The following is a 26,454-nucleotide window of genomic DNA, read 5'->3' on the forward strand; positions in this document are numbered from 1 at the left end:
AGAGCACCAGGATCTGGGGAGTGAATTTTTCGTTTCGAGACGAATGGGTTCACTCCTCAGATTTTGTTTGTCCATAAAAAAATGATCTCGTTGCGCTGCCGGCCCCAGATTACCACGGGATATTACCTTTGACCGTTCGCGCAACATCTTCACTTAAAAGCTGTCCATCAAACACTTCTTTCGCTGTTCCGCACCATGGGAATAGCGCAAAGTTGTTGATTTATCGGCATGGCCTACGATTTCAGAAATGGATGGCAGATCTTCCGGATGCCTCTGAACCATTTCTGTGATAAAACTATGCCGTGTAGAATGAACAGTGACATTCTTTACGCCGCAGCTTTCCAAAAAACGCTTGAAGTGCGTATCAAATGTCTTGGGGTCATAGGGCCTAAGCAAAGGAGTTACCAATAGAAAGTTCTCCGTACCATGATTTGGGCAGTGGTCAACGCTGTAACCTAAAAGCCGCTCCTGGTAGGCGATCAATCTTCTGACGCACTCCTTCACCTGGGACCCGACCGGGAATTCCCGGATTGACGAGTCTGTTTTTGGCGGGCCTAAATAAAGGCCCGTTTTGTTTTTCTTCTTTGCCCAAGTGTCTACTCGCTGATAGTCCGGCGCCTGCTGTGCGTTGGGATGTTCCATTCGAGTAAGGGATTTTTCAATCCGGAAAAAACCAATGTTAGATCCGATTTGCCCAAGCTGCAAACCCAGCAGCTCCCCTTTCCGCATCCCTGTGCGCAGAAGGATCACAACGGCCCAGCCGATGGGGGAGTCAGATTCCATCCCTCTCTCCACCAGTAAGTTTTCCTGCTCTTCGGTGATAAGAGGGATTGCTTTCGCCCGGTGAAACTTCAGTTCCACTTCTCTGGCCGGATTGTGATCTATGAGTTTTTTGGGATTTACCGCATAGTTCAGTGCCTTTTTGAGCATATTCCGCATGTCGGTAAGAGTTTTATGGGATAAACCGCCCTCTTTTCCATCGGCCCGGCCGGAACAGGCTTTCAAATCAAAGAAACCCTGCAGCATTTCGGTTGTCACTTCCTGAAGCCGGCGTTCACCGAAATGGGGAAGGAAATGGGCCTGGATATACATGCGGTACTTCTTTTTTGTGCTGGGCCGGAGGCTGGTTTTCCCGGCATGGTCCAGCCAGGACATCAAATAACCGCAAAAAGTATCCTTGTTCTTTCCCACAAACGTACCATTGTCGATGGCGACTTGGATAGCCCGGAGTTTCTTCCGGGCCTCTTTTTCTGTGTGCGCATAAACGCTTTCTGTGCGGCCTTTCAAACAATAACGGCCTTCATAAAAGCCTTCCTTCCTCAACCGCACCCCATCGCGGAAGGGCCCATGCTTTTCGCCTTTTGGCAGCGTGTGCGAACCGTGGAACCTTCCAGCTGGGAATCCGGCTGCTTTCAGGATCTCATCCAGGCTTTCTTCCGAATTGGTAAATGCGCCCTGCTGCACGGCTTGTTCAAAAGCGCGGTATTTTGCCTTCGCCTCCTCTTCAGAGACGGCGCCGATCCGATACTTCTTTCCCTGGACGCGCATCGCAACGCGCCAGGAATTAGGGGAATTGCGGTTGATGTTATAAGAACTGATCGCCGCCGGCAGCTCTCTCAGAACCCCGGCCGGGTAGCCGTTTTCCTTCAAGTAAAGATCCAAAAGGTCTTTGGAGCCGTCGAACGACTCTTTTTGGGCAAATTGAAGCGCAAGATTCAACTTCTTCGTTGCCTCATCACGGGATATTGCTTGCATAAACAGGCGCTTTCCGTGATGAGAAAAGCTGGCTTGCCAAACGCCATTGGCGTATCGGCGAATATTCCCTGTCCCCTTTTTACGGGGTAATTCTCCCGTAGATCCTTGCATAACTGTTCCTCCCTTCTGATCTCGGGACAAACAAAAACTCGCCTGGCAAATCATTCAGCTGTAAAACGGGTGTGAATATTATACGCCTTCACATTCCATTTCGTCCAGCTGCTTTTTGCACAAGCGAGCCGCGTACCATTTGGTAAATACGCTTTTGGGAACCAGGATAAACTTGCTGTCTGGAACCGTTATAGCAGGAAAATCCTCTGATTTCAGAAGTTTGTAGGCTGTCCCCAAGCTGACCCCCATGTACTGAGAAATATGCTTGGCCTGAAGGGTGGGGGGATAGCTTTCTAAATCCGCTTCGATCAAGTTGACCATTTCTTCGTATAATGGCTTTTCATTCTCAGTGTTCATCTTTTCTCACCTCTTTTACCTTGAAAGTCTGGAAAGGCCCTGCAAAAGCGTCTCGACAGACTGAATGGCTTGCTGCAATCCTTGCCGCCACCGCTTTCGCTCTATGCCTTTCAGCGCCAATTCGTTGACGCAAAGGTCCTGAATTTTGATAAGGCTGCCGTGGATGTCTGTAAGCAGCTCCTGTGCCTGCAAGGATCCGCTCCGGCTGGGGGGAAGTGAGAAATACTTTTTTGCGGCCTCCCTTACAGATGCGGTTTCTTTGCACACAGCCTTTTTCTTCTTCGTTGCTGAGCTACACAGCCGTTCGCTCTGGAGCAGAACCTGTTCCAGTTCTTTCTGCCGGAAAACAGGTGCCTGGTTATTGTAAGATAACCGCCCATTTACCGGTTCATAGATTACCAATCTGGATTTTGGAAGCTGGTTGTTACGGAGTGCGTTCAGATATTGCTGCTCGGAATAGACCTGGTATGGGATTTCGCCTTCTATCATTTTTTGCCGAAGGTTTTGATACCGGCACTGATCCCTGTATCTGCAGCTATTTGAACAGGACTGCACATGGATCAAATTTTTGGTAGAACGGTCCAAACCCTGAGTGGTAAGGCGCCGTTCCAATTTGTCGGAAAGATCATGCCCATTTGCTTTTGCATTTTTGAGGCGTTTAATGCACACATAGCAGTCTGCAGATTCTTTTACCGCAAGCCGTGTGGAAGCGAGATAGCCGAGATCCCGCAGGCAGTCCAAAAGGCGCTGCAATTTTTCCGCATTCGCTTTTTGAGTTTTCTGGCTGCATACCAGGATCACCGTTGCAGGAGCTTTTTGACAACATTTTACGCCGATGATTGTAGCAATCGTTCCTGCCAGTAAATCCCTGGCAGGGCGCTCAAACCGGCTCTCTGACATTGCAGGAAGCATCGGCCGAGCCGATTCCAAAACCGGAAGAAGATCGGAATACCCCTGCTTTTGCACTTCCTGAACCAGATTTTCCAAAATAAGTTCAGGTGTAAGGCCTTTCTTCCTGGTTTTGGGCATATAGCTTTCTCCTTCCGCTGTGTAATTACGCTTTATAGCACAGAACTGCAGCCAAACGTATTTGGCTGCAGATACTCTGCCATAAAGCAGATGTTAAACCTATGAATGTCCCCTCTGAGACTTTACCGAACTCCAGGGCGGGGACCCTGGAAAACCACCCTTCTCTTGGTCGCTGGCCAATGCTCAGACTCATAACACCGGGCACCGGATCCGCACTCTGCCATTATCCAATGGCTGTGGTCCGAACCGCTGATGTTCTCGAATTTCCAACATCGAGCTGCCTCTCGCTGTGACGCCGCCGGGCAGAAGTAACTTTAAAAACCTCCCCCATTGTCATCGCGCACGGCCAGCGACGGCCGTTCCAAGGACGATCAACAGGCTCAATGAGCGCCTAGACTGTCCTCATCGCTTACCCACTCCCGGGCTGGGGGAATCTTCAAGGTGGCGAGGTCGTATGCGGTTTTCAAAGTGCAGCTATATTACCAACCTCCTAAAAGAGGCTGATAGCGATATTTATAGGGATGTATCTTGCAATGCCATTTCCCGTGCAGCTTCCATAGATGCTTCGGGGAAAAGCTCATCCAGCGTCAAATGAGGCGCCAGAGTATCCCTGAGAATCAGGCAGTCTTGCATTGTTAAGTTGCTGCCATCACTTTTCTGCAAACGGCGTGAGAGAGTGTCGGCTTTTACATCACAGATCAGCGCCAGTTCTTTGAGCGTGTATCCCTGGATGACTGCGACCTTTATGATCGTCTTATAAAAATACTTGTCAAAATCAACTTTTCTTGTCATATAAGCCTCCCGTTTCAAGCCTTTGGACGCCTTTGGAATCGCAACAATGTTTTGCAAATTTACAAAATCTAATTTTCTAAAAAAATTAAATTTTTTGGCATCCAAAACCCGTAATAAAAAGGAGAACTCCTTGTAAATACGATTTTATAGCGTATTAGCAGAAATGTCAACTATTGCAAATCTCGCAATCTGTTAAATTAAAACCCTATATTCGCAAAATTATAAATATAAAATTCAACTAAAATTTTGTTATTTAATTAAAAAACAGCCGTGTTTTCGCTTGAAGTAACTATATAATTCTGTTATAATGAAATCGGATAGATTTTCAAAGAAGGGGTTTTTATGTCGCTTTCAGAGAAAGAAGTATTTTTTCTTTGCTCAGGAATAATCACACGACTCTGCTTTCTTTGTGCAAACAGGTTGGTGTGCCATATTACCGAATTATGAACCGCCTGAATAAAGGAGCCTTGGAAGAACTTTATCTGACAGATCTCGGCCCCATCTGCCAGGGGCTTGGCGTTTCCCTGGAAGACCTGACCAGCCTTTTGAAGCGCGCACAAAATGAGGAATTTCCCGATGATTACCCACGCGAGCAAATCATTCTCCCTCCAGTCAATAACGAGTCGCTGAAAGACAGGACCATTGTTATGCTCGTGACCGCAGAAGAGAAAAAGATGATAGAGGAAAGGCGTGAAGCTGTGCAAGCGGCTGTTGAGCGGGCGCTCCAGAATCAAAAAGATAAAGGTTAAAAAAACAGGTAAGCATTCTATCAAAAGATGCTTACCTGTTTTTCGTTATGAAACAACTTGGCTACTCGTTTGTGAAGAACCCGAAAACCAAACTGTTTAATGTGTCCTCATCCAGCTCTGTGAAGTTTTCCGGCTCGGGGTGGTTGTCTTCAGCTGGCTCAGAAGGAGGTGCCGAAACATCCTCCTGTGCTGCAGATTCCGAAGTTTCTGACGGCTCCGGTTTGGGCTGTACCACAATAGGCGGTTCTGAATCCTCATTTTTCGGTTTTCCCGGTTTTTCAGTGGTAGGGATATTGTAACTCGAATAGTCGCCGACAAAGATGTAGCTTCGTTTTCCAGACACCGAAATCGTTTCTCCCGCATGATTTTGGAGGAATTCTATAACGGCCTGTACGATCAAATCTCTGGCTCCGCCACGCGGCAGGGATTTTAAGACACTGTAAACTATGTCATGAGCCGGATCGACACCAAGCGGCTTGAAGCCGATATTTATTTTTTGCGCCTGACGTGTCTCGCTCAAAGTGTCTCACTCCTTTACTTCTGACCTTTCAGCAGAGTGCGTGCAAACGTCTCAAAGCCTTTTGCGTTCGCTTTCAGGTCATTGACAACCACATAGCTGCCAGTGCTTTCTGCGGCATATTTCTCAATAAAGGGCTTGAGCAGGATCGAACCGCCTCCGCAGAAGACCACATAGCTGGACATCCAGTCTTCCCCGGCTTCTCGGTATTCGTCAAAGATAGCCTTCACATGGGCTTCAGCCACTTCCATTACAACCCGCACATGCTCCGGTTTGAAGAAACCAGGCTTGCCCTTGATAATGTCGTCGATCTGATCCTCTGTGATCCGCCGGCCGAATTCGTTCTGAAGCCGCAGCTGGATGCTGTTATACATCGGGATAACGCCCATATCCAAAGAAGACATATTGGGATCGGGGCGGCCGTTCACCAGATGGACGGTATCCACGGTGCCACCACCAATATCGACTACATGGATACTGGGCTGCCGGATAATCTCAGGGGAAAGGGTCAACAGAATGGAATACGCCTGGGGGCAGACGATCACATCGCTGATAGTGATCTGATGGCTGACACCGCCGCACTGGAAGCGGTAAACGCCGCCATCTTTGAGAAAGTAATCCCGATAAGTCTGGGCCAGCTTAGCGCTGGCCATGTGTCCGGGAGGCAGGCCTACGGCCAGGACAATTTTGCTGGTGGGGTTCATGTGGCGGGCCTGCATTTCCTTGGCTACAGCGATCAAGGTGAGATAGAGATGGTTCTCGTTGATGCTCTTGTCCCGTTCGTAGGCCAGCCGCTTGTTGCTTACGACATAATACTGCCCATTGATCAGCAGCAGATCCATGGGGTCAGGCGGCGCGACGGCCGGACGGTTCGGCAACTTCTGGATTCCCGCCAAAGTAATAGAGCCGGCAGTTTTTACGAGCTTATTACCGCTGTCACAGCCAATGACGGTTGTGATGGGTTCAGGCTGGTTGGTGATAATCGACATCATAATGTCCTCCTAAATTTACCAAAAAAGTGTTGGATTGATTTCCTGTGTGAAGTGATTTCCCGCCAGAGCATGGAGAGGCTTTTTCATGTAGAGCGGTATTCTGTGCCGCCGGCATGTCTCGGCAATTTCAGAAAGCCATTCCGGCTGGATCAGCTTTCTGTACCTTAATCTGCCTGTCCCCAACAGCATCCATTCCGGTTTGTACGGAGAAGCCTTCAGATACTGTTCCAGGTCAATGCGGCTTCGCATCGGCTCCATGACCAGGTAACGCACATCGGGGACCTCTGTTTGCAAAAGCCGTTGAAGCTGGCCCTGACGGTCAATCCATACGCCATAGATGGAATTGGGGCTTTTCATCGGGAATTCCAGATACCTCTCGGGGAACCGCGTCAGAAAGAAATACTGATGAAGCGGCGCCGAAGCGGCAGCGTTCAAAACCTCATAGATCACAGAACTCGGCACCCAGGGGGCAAATAGATCTCCCTTGTGGCAGACGGCGATATTCTCAGGTGTGTTCATATCCTGAAGTTCGCTCAGCCGATAGGGGCAGTAGGTGGGGTCAAACTTATAGGGGAATGCTACTTCAGTTCCGAACACTTCGTCATGCAAAGGCTCCGTGAGCGTATGAAATTCCCCGGTTTCGCATTCCCCGTCTAAAGACATCCAGTATAGCAGATCCCTTTTTCCGCCAACTTCCCGGATCAGACGCGCCGCCCGAAACAAGTAGGCGCTGTTCACGCCACCGGTCAACGGATCCCAGGATTTAAAGCGTAATTCGCTCAATTTTGTTTCACCTCTTCTCCAGCATAAAATCCTTTCATAATGTATATAGTAAAAAAAATGAAATTTACGACCGAAATTTGCGGAAATGAGGGCCCTAATTTTAATTTTTTGAAAAGCGCATATTTGCGCAACAAAAAAAGCCGCACAGAGGCGGCTTTTTCGATTGGCTTATTCGTCCCAATCGTTGACGTTAAATGGTAGATCATCCTCAGAAGCGCCCTGCTTTACCACTATGGGGAGGGCGATATGGGTAATCTTGCTTTTCCCTGCAAGCTCCGTTACGACCAAAGGGGAACTCGGGCCGTAAATCTTCATCTGCATAACAGGAAGCTGAAGATGGGAGCAAACTTCGGAAAGGTTTCGGGGGCTTATGGCAACTACCGCTTTCGGAAGGCTGCCGCCGGTTTGGGCGGGAAGCACATCCTCAATGTTTCCAAGACCGGTTTCATAGTGCGCTTCCACACAGCCTTTGCTGCTATCAGCGGACAGGAATACCGGTTGTTTTCTGGCGCTGCTGTCCAGAAGTTTTGCGCGCTCCAGGAACAGCGTCAAGCTGGATGCGTCGATAACGGCATCCAGGCATGGCGTTGGGGAAAGAGCCTTTATAACGGCATCTATGCTGGAACGCCTGGAAGCACAACTGGGAATGCTGACGGTAATCTCATACTCTCCAAATCGCAGCAGATACCGGCGGCCGTCGCTGCCGATCAGGATTTCCGGCGCGTCTTCTTTGATTGAAAGCGGCGCCAGTGCCGTTATCACGCGAGGGTGGAGGAGATATTCTTCAGTTCCATCGCCGGTATAATCTGCCGGCGATTCCACACAAGCAGCGATCTGGCCGTTTGTCGCAGTGATGGAAACACGGTCGTGCGTCAGCAAAATGCTTACTCTTTCCGTAGAGTCTTCGTGTGCCGATTGGGCGGCAGCGTAGGCGGCAAGAGCGGCATTTTCAAAGACGTTTTGCGGGAGCCCGGAAAGCCCTTCTGCCGGAAATTCCGGGAATACCGGTTCGGGGATGCTGGGCGGAAGGGCCCGATTCATCCGCGTTTTCCCGGCACTGAGCGTCAGCATACTATCGCGGACTGACAGCTTCCCTTCCGGGAAAGATTTCAGCAGATCCAGGATGTCTTTGGCATTGGCAAAAACGGTAAATTCATTTTGAACCGGATACTCAAAGCAGCTCCGGCTCTGCACCTCCTTGCCGTAGAAGCAGACAATCAGGCGGTCAGGCGCTTCCCCGCGAAGCATCGCATAGGAACCCTGGGTAGCCAGATTTCCCAAGCGTTTGACCTCAGCGGAGAACGCTTTATCAAAATCCATCTCGAATAATTTAGGTGTACTCACAGTGATTCCTCCTCATTTGGAAGTCGGCCAGAGTGATGCTGCTTATATATCACAAGCAGGTGGTCATCGACGCCTTTGCCCAGGTATTTCCCTTTGCTATGGGAGAAAAACTTCGGCAGAGGCTTTCCAGTGGCATATTCTTTTTTCAATTTTTGGCGCATTTCCAGAATGCTTTCCTTGATCTCCCGTTCCAGGTTATCCCTGTCCCTTCCCACATAGGGATTGGTGAACTTATCAAGATCATAGAATTCCACAATCTGCTCCACAGGGTTGGTTTCCATCAGCCATTGCAGCAGCGGCCGGACTCCTCCAAAATTGGAGGTTCCGACTACGCAGAGAACGCATAGGTCATCCTTCCCATAGAGTTTCTGGTACAGCGCCCTGGCCACATACCCTTTGATCGGGCCTTCGGTGACATAAACATACTTCAGCGGTTCCTTACCCATCTCCACATGGATCTCACTTACGGCGCTGATGCCGCTCTTCAGGCTTTCACGTCCACTCGTGAAGAAGCGGTATTTATCTTTTGCCGTAGTCGGCTTATTGAGCCTGATCTGCATGGAGACGATCAATCCGTCTTTATTGCGGATAGGTACAAAATACCCGGGATCCGGGCAGTAAATACTCCAGTTCTCTTTTACTTCTCCAGTGGATTCGTCCACCTGTGAGAGTTTGAAGAAACCCGGTACATTTTCCAAATCCAGTCCCTGCGCAACCAGTTTCTGTGCCAGTTGCGTCCGGCCGAACAAGGGGGTAGACCGGAACATGATCCGGTCTATATCCCTGTCGGTCAGCCCTCGCTCATGAAGCGAAGCGCGGTGTGGCGCCGAGAGCTTCAAAAGCCGCAGAAATGCAGTATAGACAGCGTTCCTTTGCTCTGGGGAACTGATTTTGGAAGCCGCGTTAGCGGCTGATACAGCTGTTTGCCGCACCTGGCGCACCTTGTTCATATAGGCCGGGTCTTTCCGGCTGAGATTCAAGATGCGTTCCAGTTCCTTCATACCCCATTTCCGATCTTCTTCAGACGGTCGGAAGTAGAAGGCGCCGTTTTGAGAGCTGCTCCTTGTCGGCACCAGCTTGGGATTGTGGAACAGGAGGAAAAGATCCAGCTTATCACCGCCGGCAGCGCACTTTGCGCATCGGCAGACGCCGCCATGTCCTTTGCTGACATTGACATTGAGCTTTTTCTTCCCCCCGCAGATTGGGCAATCATAATAACCACTATTGGAGCGAATCCGAGCGGCGTCGAGCCCCACGATGCTTATCACATCGAAAATTGAAAATTGGTCGAACATCCCGGCTTTCCCTCCTCAGTGTTCGATTATCGTTTGTTCATCATCTCCACCAAAAGCAGCGTCGCCGCGTAGGCGGGAACATTTTTCCCATGGTAGAGATTTTTGCAGTTTTCTACGGCCTGGTTGGCAATATTGGTTCCCAGCGTACCGTAGATCTCACCAAATGTGCGGCCGGCAAACTGGCCCCTTGTGGAGGGATACCGGATTTGCATTACCAAGTCCTGATCGTTTTCCAGGAAGTTAATCGCCAGCTGGAGATCACGATTACGCATTTTCGTAGCAAATTCACCGTTGTTGCCGTTGATAAAGAACGCATCCACATCCTGATTTTGCTCATTGAAGAATCGCGGATCCAACTGCGGGTCTGGATAATTACCGGACATAGCCAGCATAATATAATCCCAAACCTTTTCTTCCGCTGTGCGCGGGTCTTCAGGCTCCGGCTCAACAGGAGACGCTTCAGTATCGGGTTGGAGGGAGGCGCCTTTTTCTGGTCCCTCCGGCGCCACTGGATCGCTCAACTCTTGTCGGCCAGCATCCTCTGTCACAACCGGCTGGGCAGGGGCTTCATCAGCCCGGCCCACATCAGCGGGAGGATCTGAGACAGGAACCGTGGCCTCTTTATCGGCTTTCGAACGTCTCTTTTTCACCGGCTTTTCTTCCGGCTGCTCTTCCGGTGCGGCAGCCTCCAGATCATGAATATCAATGATCTCGGAGGGCGCATTGGCATCTACTTTTGATTTCCCAGTCATGACCCCTGGCTGAGCCGGGGCAGCGGGAACCTCTGTAGGCGCCGCCTCATCCGGCGATCCAGCTGGTGCTGTTTCTGCAGCCTGCGGTTCCTCTGTCCCGAAAGTGTTCAGATCCAGCTGGCATCCATAGCCGGCAAAGTCCAATGCACGAGCGATCGCACGCGATTCCGCCGCTTCAATGAGTTTAATTCCGTCACCGTTCTGGCCGTCGGTCTGAGTATCTGCTGAGCCAAACGCATTGGCAATCGCTACGCCGTCAATGGTCACAGTCGCCTTCATGACAACCATGAACTCATCGCGGGAAACGATGTCTGTTTGGATTGTGCCGGCATTCCCATTTTTCAGCCGGAACCAAGTTACCTGAGAGCGGACCGGGAAAAATTTCCGAACCGGCTCGCCTTCAAAGGCAGGGGTAGATTCCTGTGCCAGAAGGGAAATGTCGATAGGAACTTCATTGATGGCTTTCAGCGCTTCGCAGTTGCCGCGATAGGGGGACGCCATTTTCTTCTCTGTTGTCATTGTGAGTCCTCACTTTCTTACTTTTGTGGTTTTGGTTTCTATTTCTCTATGTGAAAAGGACTTCCCCCGACCAGGGAAAGCCCTTGAATTGGCAATAAAAAAGGCACGGTCGTGCCCAAAAGGGCGCAATCGTGCCGTTAGGTTTCACACCGGCCAGCTGTCAGCATGGACAGAAGGCCTTACTTTACTGCCTCGGTGGGCAGCGAATACTTTCATGGAATACCTAGAGTGTACCCCCGTTTTTGTATCGTGTCAACACATCTTTGTTTTTTAATTCTTTTTAACACGTTATTTTCCCAATCTCTCCTCCAGAAGCATCCGGTCCTCCGCTGTTATGGAGTCTCCACCCATGGCAAATTCAATCAGGTCAGAGACGGAATTATTTAACCCAACCCCGTTATAGCTGCTCAGGTTGTCCACATCGGAAAACCGGCGGAACAGCGTTTTGTAGACCCTGACCCCCGTGAATGGATCGACAACGGAAGCCGTCATTTCAATAGCCGCGCTCTGGCTGCCTGTTTCTGTGCTGGTTAAGATGAAATAGCGAAGGCTGCACTCCAAAGAAGCCATACGTTCTTTCATCGCCTCCTCCATACCGGAATAATCATCAAATTTTCGCTGATAGGAGGGATAGGTGGAGCTGATGGCGAAATGGCTGTCCAGATCGTCCCCGCCAAAGGAAAGTGTGGCCAGTGCGTCCATATCGCTCTTTTGAATGCCATCCACTGCCGTGTTCAGATATTCAACCAAGTCTTCATTGCCGAAAGCAGCTTCGGAAATCTCCCGTGCGTTGCCATAATCGTTTTTGAGCAGAAGGTCACCGCCGCGGGTGCCCTGGAACTCCACAGCGCCCCAGAAGAACGCATACTGGGGGATTTCATCGCCATAGGTATAGGATGTGGGATAATACAGCATGGGCACATCATCTTCTATCAGGAACTCCAGCTTTACAAGATCTGTGCTTGCCGGAACACTGCCCATATCCATAGCAGAAATCGCCGCTGCCGCCCCTGTGGCTTTGAAAGAGGTCATCTCCTGATCGTATGCGGAATCTTCCCCTGCCGCAAGCTCAGGTGCTCTGGAGGCCATGTAGGGCGTTGTGACAGCGAGTGTAACGGTAACAAAATTGGACTGGCTGGGATCACCTCTGATTTCCAGTATCTCATAGGTCGTGGCACTCCCCATATTTCGGAACGCATCGCCGATCGCCTCGTCCGCCAGACAGGTGTCCAGCATCAGCCGAAAGGGGTTATATTCCCCGCCGAAGGTGCGCGGTGAAACCTGCTGTTCGATGGTCTGCTCGTCAAGGGCCAACAACTTCGGAAGCATCTCCTCAATATTCCGGTCAACCTCTTCTTTTGTCAGCGTTGTGGGGGAGAGGTTGGAAAAATCCACTTCCGGGTAGGGCTGCTCATAATCCTGGTTGGTAGAATCAATATCCGGGATCTCCGATACCTGGGAAGACGATCCTTCCTGCTCACTGGAGAGGGAAGAAGAAGGCTCGCTTTCCGAACTGCCTGGCTCCTCCGTTGGCTCAGAGGACGGCTTTAAAAGCAGGAAGGCGCCGATTGCGACGACAGCTGCCGCTGCAATCAGCAGTGCCAGCGTTTTGGGTGATAGCTTTTTCATTTGACAATCTCCTTTTTAGAAATGTGGAAGGGAAAATAGTTTTCTTTTTGCGACTGACCGGATTGCGGACGCTGGTATGTAGGGGTTCTCCCAGTACCGGGCGTCATACGAGTGCTGACGGTTATCCCCCAGAAGCAGGTAGCAGCCTTCTGGAACTTGAAATATCTGCTCCTGGCCCTCCCTCTGGAATGACACATATTCCTCCCGAAGGGTTTTACCGTCAACAAAAATTGTCCCATCATCGGCAATTCGGACCTCTTCGCCGGGAAGGCCAATAATCCTCTTGATCAGCATGGAGCCATCCTTTTCAAAGACGACAATATCTCCCCGTTCCAGTTCTGAAAAAACTCGGCTGCCCAAAAGGACATCGCCGCTGTTTAATGTGGGCGACATGCTTTCGCTGGGGACATACATCAGCATAAATACGCCTTGGAACAGAATGGTGGGAATCAACATAGCCAACGCCAGCAATACGATAGCTTTGCCGAAAGAAACCGTGTGAACTGGATGCTGCGTCATACCTTACTCCAGACCGGATTTAGGCGGCCGGTCCTCCACAAATTCGGTGGCGTCCCCTGCAGATTCCTCCCATTCTTCATCGCTGGGCAATTCGAAGTCCTCCGCGTGAAAGAAATCCGGCTGAGTCGTCATTTTCAAAGACTCATCCAGCTTGGGATGCGCCGGATCGGAAGTACCGTTTGAGACATAATTGGAAGAATCTAAATAGCCCTCCAGCATCATGGGCATTTGGAGATGGAACCTGTACTCGGATTCCTCCGGCGCGTCTTCATTCCGGATATAGTCGTACTTGCCATCGTAAATCTCTTCATTGAAAACATCTTCCGCCATCCACTTGGCCACGTCCGCTTTGGCGACAACGGCATTCAGCCCCACCGCCGATACCGTTACAGCAGCAGACGCCAACGCAATAGCGGAAAGGTTCCGGGGCGTGAAAAACTGGCCGTAATACCGCCTGGTGTGCTGAAGGCAGGCTCGAAGATTTGTGTGGATCCGCTTCATCAAAATTACTCCTCCTTCCGGGATTTTTGACTTCTGAGGGTCAAGGTGTAGGGGCTCTCAATCCGGTCGATTGTCATAATACCGGACGCCTTATCGAATACGGCAGCTTGGATGCCGACGGCCGTTTGCTCACTGGCTGATGGGATTGCTCCCGCGGTGTTGCCTGGATAGCTCACCTTCACCGCGGCGTCCTTGGGGACTACCACAAGACGGTAGCCCAGCAAGTCCAAAAAGCCGGGAATACGCTGGAATTTCAACCCATAGTTTGTGAGCCAGCCCATAAAGCCGCTATAACTTGGCCTGTTCCCGGAGGAGGTATCGACCTCGGAAGCCTCCCTGCAATATAGCTCGTAAAAATCCTTATAGGTCATCTTATTGGCAGAAAGCAGGAAGCGGAACAGCTTGTCTTCCACTATCCGGCGGCTGTATGGCCGTTCTTTCGGCATAGTATCATCTCCTGTCAAGATCCCAGCCTCAGAGACGGGCAATCAGTCGGGGCAATAGAATGAGCAAGGAAGGTTTGTGGAAGAAGGACCATTTGCATTTCTATTGTGACTACCCGTCTCTCAAGCTGGGAATGCGATTTGTTTTGAAAAACCGGGGCCGCAGGGAATCGAACCCTGATAAACCTTTCAACCCCATAGAGCGCCTGGTTTTCCAGGCGCCTTATGCCGGCCTTAACCCATACCGGCTTGCCCTGTCCCTCCGGCTCAGGCCGAACAACGCACTGAACTCCGAGCCAGCCTTCTTCCCTTTAGGGCTTCCGACACGTTCACAGGTGTCCACTCCATCTCTTTTCCCAGGGAGAGAACTGGTTAAGACAGGAGCGTTTTGCCGGGACAGATAATCATTTTTTCAGCCTGGTTCCCGGCCCAGGCCATTATTGCGTGCGATGGGGGGCGACCCCATACCTCCGGTTGGGCCCTCCGGCGTGCTCATTACACCACGCCCACATATCCGTCTACTATCATTATAGTAAAAAAAACAGAAAAAACGACCAAAATAAAAAAAGCCTCCACGAGGGAGGCTTTTTCTGCTTTTGAACGGCTTATGCCGTCAGCAATTCGGTCAGTTCAGCATATTCCTCCTTGAGTTGATCCAGCCGCTCCTGCTGTTCAAACGGCTCACTGAGCAATGCTTCAGCGGATTTGAGAGCGAGTTCGTTGGATCTGAGTTTATCCTGTTTTTCTTTCAGGGAATCCGGGATGCCGTTTACGATCTCGTCACAGAGCTTCAGGACAGAGATGCCCTTGAAAATAATGCGATCCTGATCCAGCCTGTGTGTTGCCTTCCCCTGAAGGGCGATCGTGTAATCCTTGGCAGCAAAGAACGAAGATACGGCGTCTTGTCTGACTGCCACGATCTCCATTCCATTGTACTTCCCCAGTATATCTCCCTGCTCTAGTTTCACAACTTTTGGGCCGAGCACCTTAATAGCCTCGCTCCATTCCTCCTTGTTGTTGAGATGATAGCTTTTCCCGTCACATTCCAGAACAGGATCCCCATAATATGACTTGAGATGGGAAGCATCCTGCTCCAGCCTGGGGATCAGCTCCTTCAGATACTGGATGGTATGTGGGATGTTGATATGCACATCCTGTTTCAGACGGCTGCGCTGTGAGTCAAATCCACGCTTGAGGGTTTCCAGCCTGGCGATCTCGCCTTCCAGCTTGGCGCGCTGGAGAAAACGGGTATCGCCGGTTGCGATCGCTTTGATCTCCGAATAGGTCAGCACCTTGGTATCGCTGTCCTCGATCGTGCGATGCGAGTAATCACCGCGCAGCACCTGGGAAATCAGTTTCGCCTTGAGCTCAATCAGCTGCCACATGTAGCTGTCAAACGACCCTTCTGTGACGTAGTTGAACACAAAGACGGTCGTGTGCATATTGCCGGGCCGTTCGATCCGCCCCTGCCGCTGGTCAATATCCTTCGGCGTCCACGGCACGTCCAAGTTATGGAGGGCAATGAGCCGGTTCTGGATATTGACCCCTTGGCCGATGGTGGCCGTCGATCCGATCAGCACACGCAGCCTGCCAGACTGCATTTTAATTCGCATAGAGGTCTGCTGCTTGGCAGTCTTAAAATCGTGGGCGAAGGCAATTTCGTCCTCGGGGATCCCCAGCTTCACCAGCTTCTGTTTCAAAGCGTCATAGACATTGAAACCAGCCTGATTCGGGGTGGAGATGTCGCTGAAGGCCACCTGTGTAGCACGCAGGGACTGGTACTTCTGATAGAATTCCCAAATCCTATCGGCACACTGGTTCACCTTATTGGTCTTGCTTTCAGGCGCCCTGGGACGGACCGTGCGGATGTCCAAAGCAGCTTTCCGTCCATCCACCGTAACAGCCAGCATATTGTCCTTATTTTTCTTGGTGCGGCCCTGACGGATCAGGTTGGCGCGCTCTACCAGCTCCTGCATATAGGCTTTCTGCTCAATGCTGGCAGGGCAGCTGACTGTTTGTATAACCACATCCGGCGTGTTCATCTGGATCTGGTCTTTGGTGACGGTATCCAGGAATTGCAAGACCATCTTCATGAGTTCAGGCACGTTTTTGAAGGAGGAAACCCGCCTTACCTGACGGAACCCTTCTCCATTTTCGTTCAGCCCTTCCGGCGGCAGCTCCCAATCGGTCGTAATATTGCCGTAGAGGGCAAGCCAGTCGTCCAGACCGAAAATGTTCTTTTCGATCAAGAGGTCTTCCTGGAAATACCGCTGGAGGGAATAGAGCTCGGTAATGCTGTTGACGATCGCCGTGCCGGTGGCAAAAGTGAAGCCGCCCTTCCCGCCATACAGACTTGCCAGGTATTTGGTTTTATAGTAGAGGTCGGTACACTTGGCCGAAGCGGTATTGGAAACGCCGCGGAGTCCGTTCCCGCCGGTGGGGCAGTAGAGGTTTTTAAACTCGTGCGACTCGTCCACAAAGAGATAGTCGATTCCCAGTTCCTCCAGGTTATAATCCGCGGATTGGTTCGCCAGGAAGTTCTGGGCCTGGTCCTCCCGCATCCGGGGTGTAACCAGATCCGCTGTGGTAACGCGGCTGTTTTCAGAGAACCGCACACGGCGCATCAGTTCGGCGTTGTGCCAGATGGTCTTCTGCACAGAATCTGTCGGGGTCGGAATCAGGCTGAACGAGGAAGAACCGAGAATGATGGCGTCATAATCCCCCAATGCCATGCGGGTGAGGAACCGTTTCCGGCGTGCTTTGCGCATGTCGGCCGGATCCGCCAGCAAAATGTTGGCGGAGGGGTAAAGGCGCATCATCTCGCCTCCCCACTGCGGCAAGAGATTGTTCGGGACCAAGTAGAGGGGTTTGTTAATCCTTCCAAGACGCTTGAGTTCCATTCCGGCAGCCAACAGGGTGATGGTTTTTCCGCTGCCCACTGTATGGCCGATCAAGGCGCCGTTTTCCCGGATGATCCGGTATACTGCGTTTTTTTGATGCGGCTTGAGCTCAATGGCAGCGGTCATTCCTGGAAAGGTCAGATGGCTTCCGTCATATTTAGGAACCACCTCATTGTTGTACTGCTGGTTATAGGCCGAAACGATTTCTGTTTCCCGTGTGGGGTCCTGGAAGATCCACTCACGGAATGCGTCCTCGATGAGGCGGCATTTTTCCAAAAGGATGACCGTTTTCTCATGATCCCGGACCTTGTGGATTTTTCCGCTGGCGTCCGTTTCCTCTTTGGTCGCTACTACTTCATACTTGTTCATCAACCGTTGGGTCAGCCAAATCGCGTTATATTCCACCGTGCCGTAAACACTGCAGAATTCCGGGTTGGTAGCGGCAATGTAACAGTAGGTTTTGATCTTGTATCCTCCGTTCGCCTTCTTTTGAATGAGGAAGCTGTTGGGCCCGCGTCCAGTCTTTTTCTTCCCAATCTTTTCAAACAGGAATTGGGAAACGTAATCGGGGGACAGGAAGGGGGAACCCAGGGTGACATCAATATCCTCCGCCGGGATCAGCGGCGGCTGGGCCGCTTCCAGTGCTTTTACATTGGGCTCATAAGCCGGATCAGCGGCAGCAGTGGCTTTTGCTTCCTCCAGCTTTTGAAGGACATTGCCGCTCAGGTACTGGTCGCTGGTGAGCCATTCGTCCTCTTCGCTTTTGGCAGCGGGGTTCTTAAAGATCTGGCTGCCAGCCAGCTCCTGCAGCACGTCAGCTTCATCCATTTTGCACAGGCCGGCAATGTAGCGGATGTCTACCCATCCTTTGTGGTCCAGGCAGACAAAGAGAGATTCCTGCGGAGTATCACAGGAAGTGATGGCTTTCCGCATCTTGATGGTGCGTTTGGTGAAGATGTCGGCCTTGTGGACCACATCTTCCTCATCCGTGTATTCCAGAGAGGTGAGAAGAGAGGCTTCGGCATCCTCACGGAAGAGTCGGAGGTTTACCGGTTTGGTGAGAGGCCCGAATTCTTCTACAAACTGATCGTAGAAAAGATTGAGCTTTTCCTGCTCGGGCTCCAACTCTTCATCGGTACACTCCGCAATCTGCATCTGAATTACTTTCCGGGCCTGGTTGCGAATGGCGATCATACCCTTCACACGCTCCAGAGAACGGCCGGTGAATTTCTGCTTAATCATACGGCTGTCCACACGCTGGTACACCTCGCCGCCGATGAGAACCATCCCGAAGTTTTTGACGCCGGGAACAGCCGGAAGGCTTTGCCCATCTTCCGTTTCCTCATCCGTTTCTACCTCCTGATAGATCCCATCACATCCCCAGCCTTTTACGGCGGCATGGAACATCTTGACCTGGTTGCTTTCATCAACCGGTTCGACCGATTGAGGCGTTTTCATTTCAGGGACAAATTCGCCGATCATGCACTCGGGGTGTTCTTCATAATATGCAATGTGGCCGCGGGAAGGCTGAAACTGAGCGGTGTCCAGGGCGGATTTTTTTCGGGCTTTGGTAAACACCAGGATGTCGTAACAACACCCGTTGCCAAAAGCGTCATAATCCATCCGCAGGCCGCCCACCAGCCGGACAGGGATTGCTGAAAGGATAAAGGGAACCTCCCTCCACAGCTGATCCACTGTTTTGCTGTCCATCATTACCAGGAGAAGGCCGCCAGACCGTACTGCATTGACGGATCGCAGCATGGAAGCCGCGTAGTTGGGCAGTTCCAGGCCGCCGCCCTTCCTGCCGCGAAGGATCTTAGTCCCTTTTGGATAGGAAGGGGCCATTGTGATCGCCAGGTCGTAATAACTGTCCTGGAGAAAGTCGTCCTCTGCCGTGATCTCGCTGGTGGGGAATAACAGCGACTGAATGTCACCGCTCAGCCTGTCTGTGGCGTCAATCGTCACGCGGCTGGTCTTCACCAGCTTCTTGGGCAGCGAGCGGAGAATGGCGCCGTTTCCGGCGCCGTGGATCAGGATGTTCCCAGACTGGAAGCCTGCAGCCTTCAGGATACCGGAAACGGCGCGACGCACGATATGGCTGGGCGCATAAGGGTACTGGGGGAGCGATTCAAACTCGTTAATTTCTTCGTCCGTGAAATGGGTTTCCAAGGTGTGCCGATGCTCCTGAACAGGGATCCCTTCCCAGCCGGAATAAGCGGCAAGGATCTCCTGGCTGGCAGTATCGGCATACTCATTTGCCAGGATAAGGCGTTTTGCCTCAAGGATCGCGTCAATATTCGCTTTGACCCGATCCGCTCCGTCCACAATCGGTTCCGGTTCGGCAGAAGGCGAAAACACCTTTGCTTTCCCTTTGCGGATGATAAGGTTTTGCACTGTCGGCAGATCCTGTTCCGCCTCCTTGTCCCACTCGATAAGCGGGGCTTTTTTCGGAGTGCTCTGAACGGTTTCCTCCGCTTCAGAATCATTTGCGAAGGAAGTGGGATCATCGTCTTCTTCTGCGAACATGGCTTCCCAATCCATTTGGTTCAGGTCATCCAGGGTGAGGATACCGGACTGACTACATTCATTGCCTGAAAGCAGACCGAATAAATCCTCGAAAGATACCTGCTTCATAGCAGGCGCTTGGTTTTTTGTCATGACAATTCCTTCTTTCATTGGTTTTTGGCTTTTCTCTATGTAAAAAGGCCATCCCTTCTGACCAGGAAGGGACAGGCCTTGAATTGGCAATAAAAAAGGCACGGTCGTGCCCAAAAGGGCGCAATCGTGCCGTTAGGTTTCACACCGGCCAAGCGTCAATGACGAAAGGCCTTACTTTACTGCTTCGGTGAGCAGCGGATACTTTCATGGAATACCTGAAGTATATGCCGCTTTTTGTATCGTGTCAAGGGTATTGCTAGCGCTGGATCCCTAAATCTGAGCATAGAAAAAAGCCCCGCCGAAGCGGGGCTTTTTATTAGGGGATAGAACGAGATTCAGATGCTATCCGGTTCTTTGATTGGAATTCCGCTTACGAAAGCGGCTTCAATCCACTCGTTCTTTGCGTCTTTCCCATTGGCAACTGCCTCTTCCAACGTTTCGCCAAAGGTGAAACACCCCGGCAAATCTGGATAGGAGATTACAAACCCGCCCTCGGGGTCTGGAATAATTTCCATCCGGTAGGGCAATGAAAGGTATTTACTCAATGATTTCATGGCTGCTACCTCGCGTATGAAGCCTTCATGTCAGGACAGGTGAAGCGCTTTCTCCACAGCAGGTCGCTCATCCTTGGTGACACCTGCCTCCTCACAGGCCTGGGCAAAGGAGAAGTCATGCTTCTCCATAAGACGCTTGACGGCTCTTGCGATGCCACTGATTTCACCTTCAGCTTTACCTTCGGCTCTACCTTCGGCTTTACCGTCGTTCCAAATCTCTTCAGAAATTCTGCACATATAGTCCACTCCTTCCTGATCGTCTTTGTAGTACCGGACATTCTCGGCCAGTACAGCATTGTTCATTTCCTCTGGTCTTTTGCAAAAGAAATCGTGCATCAACGAGCCTACCGGGTCGTTTCCCCGATACTGCCCGTTTACATACAGGATGTGCTCCCCGTCGTCAAATGATGCGCCGGTTTCCTGCACCACCCTCTCGATATGATACAGGGGCAGGCCCTGCTCAAAATAATCGTTCTCAGTGATGAAGATGACATAGGTTTCCACCAGTTCCTCGTACTTCCTACCCGGTTCGGTGATACTGGAATCGAGAAGGCTGCTGTTATACCGCGCCCTTTTCTGGGAAGCGCCGCTGTCAGCCCGTTGCACCTCAATATCATAGATGGCGCCGGTTTTGTCAGTGGCCAGGATGTCCAGCCTGACAGAGCGGCCCCACAAATTCTTCAGGTCGCGCTGTGTGAAGACTTCCACAACCTGCAGGTCGTCCCGCTGCAACAAACAGCGGATTAACAGCTGCGTACACTCTTTGTCTTTGAATACCACCGTCATGAAAGTATCGTCAATGAGGCGGAATTCTTGGACAAGATTTAAGAGTTTTCTCCGTTTCTCTTCGCAATCCATGGGATCACCTCTTACTTGTATTGTATATGATTTTTTGGTGTTCGTCAATCTAACCGGAATCAGAGCGGTTCGTCCTCAAACTCCTCAAAGTCAGGCGCCTCTGGCGGATACGAATTGCCGCCGGACTGCCGCTTTGCTTTCGCTCTGGCCTTCTGTTCTTTCCGCCGCCGGGCCTTGTAAGGCTCGATGGTGTTGCGGATGAAGGGTGCCCCGAGGGTGATTTCCCATACGGAGATGTAGGCCAGAATGTCACCAAAGAACTTTTGAATTTCGTCATCCGAGAGGAACTTTTTTACGGATTTCTCCGGCTGGAATTTTCCCCCGGCTGACGTACCGGCTGTGATGGCGATGGTCCAGGGATAATTGACCTTCTGGTCATTCCGTTTGGGCTGCCGCGTGACCTTGATCATCTCCATCCGGTTGGAACCGAAAGAGGAGAAGTCTTTCGTGGTTCCCCACTCAAAGTCCCGGTCGGTCATATTGAGCATACAGATCTTCTGGTAAAGCAGCCGGATCTCCGACGGCTCCAGATTGTAGCTCAGAAAGACCGACGGTTCCTTATCAAAATCGGTCACATTGATCTTGATCCGGCTGTACCGGGCGTGCAAAGACGCCGGGCACTTATCCGGGTCCCCGTCAAGGTCAGGGGCCTGAAGATAATCACAGGCCGCCACCAGCGTTTTCCGGTTGGTGATAAAGGCGATCTGGGTCACATCGGTGTCGTAACGCTTTTCGTTTTTGCTCATGATGTTTTCTCCTTCTTGCTACTTGATAAATCGTTTCATGGTGTTCAGCAAAGTCTTGGGCATCCGGGCCAGGTCGGAAACCTCAAAGAGGTTTTCCCCGTAGATCTCCTGAAGCTGGGGGATGTCCTCATCCAGGGCGGCCGCAAAGACCAGCACGCCGGATTTTTTGGCGTCCTCCATCACTGCTTTCAGGTGTGCCACTCCTTCTTCCATGCTGCGGTAATCCGCCGGCAGGCCATCGGAGATGATAAAGAGCAGCTTCAAATCCTCCGGGCGCTTCTTCAGTTCCGAGAGCATGTAGTTGAGGGCAGTACCGTCCCGGTTGCCGTCCAATGCCTGGGCAGCACAGATCCGGTATTTATCCTCCTTGTCTACTTTCTGGAACGGCGCCATGACCTCCATCACAACCGCCTTTTGGATCCAATCGACTGTGTGGCCGGCTACCATAACCGGAAAGTCCAAATCCACACAGAAATCATAGAGGACCAGAGCTGCATTGCTGGCGGCCTGGATCTTCGTTTGGAACAGGTTCTGCCCGCTGCTGTCCACCGCACTACTGCACATGGAACCGGATTGGTCGATGAGCAGGGCAGTGGCTACCTGGGGCCGATCGTTTGGGAGCCGGTTCTTGGTGAAATACTTCTCGTCCGTCCGGTACAGGCTTCGGGTATCCAGCCGCCGGCCATAAGCAAGGCCGGTGAGCTTAGTTCCCCGTCTACGATCACGGAGGATTTTGAGCAGTTCCTTCTTGAGTGACTTGGAAACAGGGGAGATCTTGGGCCAGATGTAGTCATACCGCTGGATGCCTGCCTCCGGTACGGATGGAGAGCGATCTACCACGATACGGTAATCATCACCCTCAGCCGATTCATTGGCGTTTTTTTGCAGGGTGTCTTTCAGTTGGTTCTCAACCTTCTCATGGGCGGTATCTTTCGCCAGATCGGTTTCCACATTGTTCAGGATTTTCCCGAATGAGCCATCGCTGCTGCCCGCATCGCTTGCGGATTCAATGCGGATGGTTGCATCGGCCGTCTGATTGTTATCTTCATTACCGCTCTCCTGAGTGGCCTGCTTCGCATCACCGGAGTTCCCTTCCGCTTCAGATTCTCCATCCTGCCCGTTGCCGCCGGAAGGGCCGCTGCCCTCGCCTTCTTGTTCCTCCGATTGGGAGGGGGAAGGGAGTTCAATGAAAACCCGCAGCGGCCGCCCGGAATTGCTGTCCGGGTGGTCTTGATGGTCGGAACCGGGGCCTTCGAGGATCGTCTGAAGGATTTCTTCCAGCAGGCCGGCCAGTTCTTCGTCGGATAGCTCCTGAAGTTCCTGATCGGGCTGCGTTTCTTGACCCAACTGTTCCTCAATAAGGTCCCAGTTTTCCGCCATGATGTTCAGTGCCAGCTCTTTGCGGGCCAGAGCATTGGAATTTTCCACCTCACGATTGACCTGGAGAGACAACCGAGCGATTCGGTTATGGATGTCTGCAATCCCTTCGCTAAATGCAGGGTCAATCTCAACACTGCCTATTTTGAGCAGCGTGAGCAGGGCGTTTTGGAATACGCTCCACCGCCTCTGGGCATAGTCGGGATTTTCTCGCAAAGATTCCATAAAATCGCCGCTGAAAAAAGTTTGGTTCAGGATCCGCAGGGACTTTTTGGTGTCCCCAGGGTGCAGCAGCACAATACTCCGTTCGATGTAGGCGTCTTCCAGCACATTGTCCAGATCCTGATACAGCGTTGCAATCGCTTTACAGGTGCGGGGGCCTTTCTCCAGCGCAGCCTGGATTCCTTCCAGGCCATGCTCGTTTTGAGAAGTTACCCGATGCCGAGGTGGATAGATATTGCCAGAAGTCCAGGTTTCCCACTGTGTTTTTAACAGCGAGAAGTCCGTAAACAGGCAATGGGCAAACTCATGGCAGGCTAATCCCATGACACAATAGTTCCGATCGCTCCGGCGCGAGAGTTTCTGAATCGCAGGATAAGCCGCATTGATGACCACAGTGATATTATTTGTGTAGGCAGTCACGGCGTTTGGCTTTTCATCCCAGATAACCCTAGGCAGGGCGTGGATGTCCTTGCGGCCGGTACGGCCAACCAAATAGGCTCCCAGGCTGCTGAGCTGGCGCTGATACGCCGCGCTGCAGAAGATGTCCCGATCGCTGAGGCCGGCGCGGGCATCCATCAGGGCTTTCTGGATGGTGGCCGGGGTAATGATTGTTTTTCGGTATTCGGCTTCCAGCCGTTTCTTTTCTGACATAGACTTTCCTCCTAATGAAAAATCCCCTGATATGTGCGCACAACTGGTCGATTGTACGCACGCAAAGGGGATTACATGTTGGTTATTCAAGTTCTTCAATGCTTTGGTGGATGCAGGTACGCACCAGGGCAATATCATCGGGGTCTTCGCCCACAGAGGGAAGAACGGTGAGTTCCGCTGCAGCGCGCATATCGCCGCCGAGAAGGACCGTCATCTTGGCCCAGTTGATTGCCTCACGGGTGCCGACACTCCCACCTTCGATCTCCGCAGAGAAGTTGTCCTGGATACGGAGCACCGTCTGGACGATAGTGCGGCAAGCCTGTTCAGTGATCTCGGGGACGTGCATTCGGATGCGCTCCACCATTTCATCTTCGCTGGGGTGATTCAGATCGCATTTGACCTCGATACGGCTGTATACCGATTGGTTGCCATCCGTTGTACCGGCGTAGCCGACATTCTGGGTAAACACAATGACGGTATCGGGATGCCGCTGGATCACCTCGCCGGTGGGGAGACGGAGCTGCCCATTCTCTAAGATGTTGTTAAGGCCTACCAGAACGCCAGGCTTGAGGATGGTGTTCATCTCCTGGAGCTCCACCAGCCAGCCGCGTTGGAATCCCATGGCCAGGTCAGAGTAGACCACCTTGAACTTGGAATTCTCACCGCTGAACAGCCCGACATCCTTCTTGCAAACGCTGATCAGCTTGGCCGTCAGCGCCGCGAAACATTCTGCTTCGCCAGCTTCTTCGTTTTCTATGCCGGTGATCTGTTCATAGACCACATCCGGCATAGAGGCAATTTCGAGAAAGCTGGGCAGAGCAAGGCCGCTGTCCCGCAACGCATAGAGGAGGTAATCGTACAACTCAGCGTCGGTAGTGATTTTGGATTCAGTGTTTGGGATCAGGTTGGAGGTGAGATCAAAAAATTCAAGCTCTGCGTGCCCGGTAATGACCCCATAGGGGTTGCCGAACATGGATGCCAGGGCTTTGGCGCCTTCCGTTTTACCGGAACCGGCCGGTCCCCGCATCATGATGTTGCGGAAGGGCTTCCTAAAGATGGACGAACCAGCCACCGCTTTGGCGATGTTCATCACCGCCGGAACCGGTACATACCAGTCCGGAATGGTGAGCAGCCGGCTGCGATCCTCATCATCGTAAACCCGATCCGGATCGATGGGGTACATGTTGGGTTCAACCGTGACTGGGCAATCGGATCGTACCGTTTTTAAGATGCCTTCCAGTACGAACAGATGCTGCTGCTCCAAAGCAGCGTTATTTTCCGACAATGGCATCAGCAGCATATCCGGGGCAAACATAACAGTCGGTTCCTCAGTTTTGACATAGCCGATTTTTTCATTCCGCAGCAGCACTTTCAGGCATCCATCCCGGGCGTTCAGGTAAGAACTGTCTACCTGAAACGGTGCATTATACGCCGCTCTCGTTGCAGGATTTATCTGATCCTTCAACTGGAGAAACAGTTCCCCTAAAATATCTTCTGCACGGGCGGGGCCGCTGGGAAATTTCAGACGATATTCCCTGGCAAAGCCAGCCGTTATCATGGCGAAGCCGCTGGAATTGCTCTCATACTGCATGATGGCAAAGAGCATAGCGCAGATCGCTTCCTTTGCTCCGGCATCTTCCAGACGCATACTATCCCATTTTTCCTCAAGATGGTTCCACACGATTCCCCGCAGCTCGAACTTTTCAAATCTGGAGTATTCCAGAATGTAAGCCCTGCCGTCAAGATGGGCGGGACTGCCGTACTCGAAGAAATACCGGCCGACTTCATCGGCAGCATAACCAGCGCTGGATGTGGCGAGAGAGGCGGGATTCTTTTTGGACTCCCAAAGCCGGAACCAGGCGGTTTCATTCTGGCCGAATACATTCGCGATTGCGTTTGCTGCAAAAGCCGGAACGCCTAACCTGTCCAAAGAAGCGGCGAAAAACGGCTTCATATTGTCGATCAGTTCGGCGGGCGTCGTAAGGTCTGTCAGCAACGAATAAAGTGTTTTCTTTGGCATAAAATCTCCTTCTTTTCTTGGTTTTTGGTATGATCTATATGGAAAGGCCCCTTCCCTTGACCAAAGGGAAGATTCCTTGAATTGGCAATAAAAAAGGCACGGTCGCGCCCAAAAGGGCGCAATCGTGCCGTTAGGTTTCACACCGGCCAGCTGTCAGTATGGACAGGAGGCCTTACTTTACTGCTTCGGTGAGCAGCGGATACTTTCATGGAATATCTGAAGTGTACCCCCGTTTTTGTATCGTGTCAAGGGCTTGTGAATGAGAAAAGCCGGGATAGTATGGTCTATCCCAGCTCGTGCTCTGAAATCCAACCGACAAGCGCTTCAACAGGCTTTTCTCCAGCAGCAATTTGCAGAATAATATTGGATAATCCTATTTTG

General features: G+C 51.6%; 21 protein-coding genes. 1 reads left to right on the forward strand and 20 read right to left on the reverse strand.

The genetic code is table 11. From position 1 onward, the window contains the following. Positions 1-153: 153 nt before the first annotated feature. The 4 genes from BQ5353_RS07845 to BQ5353_RS07860 form a co-directional block, all read right to left on the reverse strand. A complete protein-coding gene (locus tag BQ5353_RS07845; RefSeq protein ID WP_071427654.1) occupies positions 154-1,866 on the reverse strand; it encodes a tyrosine-type recombinase/integrase in 1,713 nt (570 codons plus the stop codon). Between the two features lie 78 nt (positions 1,867-1,944). Then, complete coding sequence (locus tag BQ5353_RS07850; RefSeq protein WP_071427655.1) at positions 1,945-2,223, reverse strand: DNA-binding protein; 279 nt, start codon at positions 2,221-2,223, stop codon at positions 1,945-1,947. Between the two features lie 15 nt (positions 2,224-2,238). Next, positions 2,239-3,252, reverse strand: coding sequence for a hypothetical protein (locus BQ5353_RS07855; RefSeq protein ID WP_071427657.1), 1,014 nt, complete (start codon positions 3,250-3,252; stop codon positions 2,239-2,241). Positions 3,253-3,765: 513 nt separating this feature from the next. Then, a complete protein-coding gene (locus BQ5353_RS07860) occupies positions 3,766-4,044 on the reverse strand; it encodes an LSm family protein (protein WP_204211292.1) in 279 nt (92 codons plus the stop codon). A gap of 467 nt (positions 4,045-4,511) precedes the next feature. Between BQ5353_RS07860 and BQ5353_RS07865 the strand changes: the two genes are divergently transcribed. Continuing rightward, the gene (locus BQ5353_RS07865) at positions 4,512-4,793 is read left to right on the forward strand and encodes a hypothetical protein (protein ID WP_204211294.1); all 282 of its coding nucleotides are present in this window, start codon (positions 4,512-4,514) and stop codon (positions 4,791-4,793) included. A 61-nt stretch (positions 4,794-4,854) separates the two neighbouring features. Here BQ5353_RS07865 and BQ5353_RS07870 read toward each other — a convergent pair whose 3' ends face one another. The 16 genes from BQ5353_RS07870 to BQ5353_RS07945 all read right to left on the reverse strand — a co-directional run bounded on the left by BQ5353_RS07870 (position 4,855) and on the right by BQ5353_RS07945 (position 26,073). Next, on the reverse strand, positions 4,855-5,313 hold the full coding sequence (locus BQ5353_RS07870; protein WP_071427662.1) for a hypothetical protein: 459 nt from the start codon (positions 5,311-5,313) through the stop codon (positions 4,855-4,857). Positions 5,314-5,327: 14 nt separating this feature from the next. After that, positions 5,328-6,302 carry a ParM/StbA family protein gene (locus BQ5353_RS07875; protein WP_143117188.1) on the reverse strand — a complete coding sequence of 325 codons (975 nt, stop codon included), beginning with the start codon at positions 6,300-6,302 and terminating at the stop codon, positions 5,328-5,330. Between the two features lie 15 nt (positions 6,303-6,317). Then, positions 6,318-7,085 (reverse strand): DUF5131 family protein, encoded by a 768-nt coding sequence (locus BQ5353_RS07880; RefSeq protein ID WP_071427666.1) that lies wholly within the window; start codon positions 7,083-7,085, stop codon positions 6,318-6,320. Between the two features lie 168 nt (positions 7,086-7,253). Next, positions 7,254-8,429 (reverse strand): beta clamp domain-containing protein, encoded by a 1,176-nt coding sequence (locus BQ5353_RS07885; RefSeq protein ID WP_071427668.1) that lies wholly within the window; start codon positions 8,427-8,429, stop codon positions 7,254-7,256. After that, a complete protein-coding gene (locus tag BQ5353_RS07890) occupies positions 8,426-9,724 on the reverse strand; it encodes a hypothetical protein (protein ID WP_071427670.1) in 1,299 nt (432 codons plus the stop codon). Before BQ5353_RS07890 ends, BQ5353_RS07885 begins: the two co-directional genes overlap by 4 nt. Before the next feature lie 26 nt (positions 9,725-9,750). Beyond that, positions 9,751-10,995, reverse strand: coding sequence for a hypothetical protein (locus BQ5353_RS07895; RefSeq protein ID WP_071427672.1), 1,245 nt, complete (start codon positions 10,993-10,995; stop codon positions 9,751-9,753). A 288-nt stretch (positions 10,996-11,283) separates the two neighbouring features. Then, positions 11,284-12,624: a hypothetical protein gene (locus BQ5353_RS07900; protein WP_071427674.1), complete on the reverse strand. Its 1,341-nt coding sequence runs from the start codon at positions 12,622-12,624 to the stop codon at positions 11,284-11,286. A 15-nt stretch (positions 12,625-12,639) separates the two neighbouring features. After that, positions 12,640-13,143 (reverse strand): signal peptidase I, encoded by a 504-nt coding sequence (gene lepB / locus BQ5353_RS07905; RefSeq protein ID WP_071427676.1) that lies wholly within the window; start codon positions 13,141-13,143, stop codon positions 12,640-12,642. Positions 13,144-13,146: 3 nt separating this feature from the next. Beyond that, a complete protein-coding gene (locus BQ5353_RS07910; protein ID WP_143117189.1) occupies positions 13,147-13,644 on the reverse strand; it encodes a hypothetical protein in 498 nt (165 codons plus the stop codon). A gap of 5 nt (positions 13,645-13,649) precedes the next feature. Further along, positions 13,650-14,090: a hypothetical protein gene (locus BQ5353_RS07915; RefSeq protein WP_071427680.1), complete on the reverse strand. Its 441-nt coding sequence runs from the start codon at positions 14,088-14,090 to the stop codon at positions 13,650-13,652. Between the two features lie 602 nt (positions 14,091-14,692). Next, a complete protein-coding gene (locus BQ5353_RS07920; RefSeq protein WP_071427682.1) occupies positions 14,693-19,645 on the reverse strand; it encodes a DEAD/DEAH box helicase family protein in 4,953 nt (1,650 codons plus the stop codon). A 335-nt stretch (positions 19,646-19,980) separates the two neighbouring features. Next, a complete protein-coding gene (locus BQ5353_RS07925; RefSeq protein WP_071427683.1) occupies positions 19,981-20,199 on the reverse strand; it encodes a type II toxin-antitoxin system HicB family antitoxin in 219 nt (72 codons plus the stop codon). A gap of 30 nt (positions 20,200-20,229) precedes the next feature. Then, positions 20,230-21,057 carry a PD-(D/E)XK nuclease family transposase gene (locus tag BQ5353_RS07930; protein ID WP_071427685.1) on the reverse strand — a complete coding sequence of 276 codons (828 nt, stop codon included), beginning with the start codon at positions 21,055-21,057 and terminating at the stop codon, positions 20,230-20,232. A 59-nt stretch (positions 21,058-21,116) separates the two neighbouring features. Beyond that, complete coding sequence (locus BQ5353_RS07935; RefSeq protein ID WP_071427687.1) at positions 21,117-21,803, reverse strand: hypothetical protein; 687 nt, start codon at positions 21,801-21,803, stop codon at positions 21,117-21,119. An 18-nt stretch (positions 21,804-21,821) separates the two neighbouring features. Then, entirely contained in the window at positions 21,822-24,053 is a 2,232-nt protein-coding gene (locus BQ5353_RS07940; protein ID WP_071427689.1) for a cobaltochelatase CobT-related protein, read from the reverse strand. Positions 24,054-24,135: 82 nt separating this feature from the next. Next, positions 24,136-26,073, reverse strand: a complete 1,938-nt coding sequence (locus tag BQ5353_RS07945) for a P-loop NTPase family protein (protein ID WP_071427691.1) — start codon at positions 26,071-26,073, stop codon at positions 24,136-24,138. Positions 26,074-26,454 lie beyond the last annotated feature (381 nt).

The organism is Merdimmobilis hominis (assembly GCF_900104615.1).
Classification (GTDB): domain Bacteria; phylum Bacillota; class Clostridia; order Oscillospirales; family Ruminococcaceae; genus Merdimmobilis; species Merdimmobilis hominis.

What these genes read in the sequence shown, in the direction of transcription:
- BQ5353_RS07920 (WP_071427682.1), bottom strand. Translation starts at nt 19,645, where the DNA reads ATGACAAAAAACCAAGCGCCTGCTATGAAGCAGGTATCTTTCGAGGAT.
- BQ5353_RS07910 (WP_143117189.1), bottom strand. Translation starts at nt 13,644, where the DNA reads ATGAAGCGGATCCACACAAATCTTCGAGCCTGCCTTCAGCACACCAGG.
- BQ5353_RS07925 (WP_071427683.1), bottom strand. Translation starts at nt 20,199, where the DNA reads ATGAAATCATTGAGTAAATACCTTTCATTGCCCTACCGGATGGAAATT.
- BQ5353_RS07845 (WP_071427654.1), bottom strand. Translation starts at nt 1,866, where the DNA reads ATGCAAGGATCTACGGGAGAATTACCCCGTAAAAAGGGGACAGGGAAT.
- BQ5353_RS07855 (WP_071427657.1), bottom strand. Translation starts at nt 3,252, where the DNA reads ATGCCCAAAACCAGGAAGAAAGGCCTTACACCTGAACTTATTTTGGAA.
- lepB (WP_071427676.1), bottom strand. Translation starts at nt 13,143, where the DNA reads ATGACGCAGCATCCAGTTCACACGGTTTCTTTCGGCAAAGCTATCGTA.
- BQ5353_RS07900 (WP_071427674.1), bottom strand. Translation starts at nt 12,624, where the DNA reads ATGAAAAAGCTATCACCCAAAACGCTGGCACTGCTGATTGCAGCGGCA.
- BQ5353_RS07890 (WP_071427670.1), bottom strand. Translation starts at nt 9,724, where the DNA reads ATGTTCGACCAATTTTCAATTTTCGATGTGATAAGCATCGTGGGGCTC.
- BQ5353_RS07860 (WP_204211292.1), bottom strand. Translation starts at nt 4,044, where the DNA reads ATGACAAGAAAAGTTGATTTTGACAAGTATTTTTATAAGACGATCATA.
- BQ5353_RS07875 (WP_143117188.1), bottom strand. Translation starts at nt 6,302, where the DNA reads ATGATGTCGATTATCACCAACCAGCCTGAACCCATCACAACCGTCATT.
- BQ5353_RS07935 (WP_071427687.1), bottom strand. Translation starts at nt 21,803, where the DNA reads ATGAGCAAAAACGAAAAGCGTTACGACACCGATGTGACCCAGATCGCC.
- BQ5353_RS07915 (WP_071427680.1), bottom strand. Translation starts at nt 14,090, where the DNA reads ATGCCGAAAGAACGGCCATACAGCCGCCGGATAGTGGAAGACAAGCTG.
- BQ5353_RS07940 (WP_071427689.1), bottom strand. Translation starts at nt 24,053, where the DNA reads ATGTCAGAAAAGAAACGGCTGGAAGCCGAATACCGAAAAACAATCATT.
- BQ5353_RS07850 (WP_071427655.1), bottom strand. Translation starts at nt 2,223, where the DNA reads ATGAACACTGAGAATGAAAAGCCATTATACGAAGAAATGGTCAACTTG.
- BQ5353_RS07895 (WP_071427672.1), bottom strand. Translation starts at nt 10,995, where the DNA reads ATGACAACAGAGAAGAAAATGGCGTCCCCCTATCGCGGCAACTGCGAA.
- BQ5353_RS07930 (WP_071427685.1), bottom strand. Translation starts at nt 21,057, where the DNA reads ATGGATTGCGAAGAGAAACGGAGAAAACTCTTAAATCTTGTCCAAGAA.
- BQ5353_RS07945 (WP_071427691.1), bottom strand. Translation starts at nt 26,073, where the DNA reads ATGCCAAAGAAAACACTTTATTCGTTGCTGACAGACCTTACGACGCCC.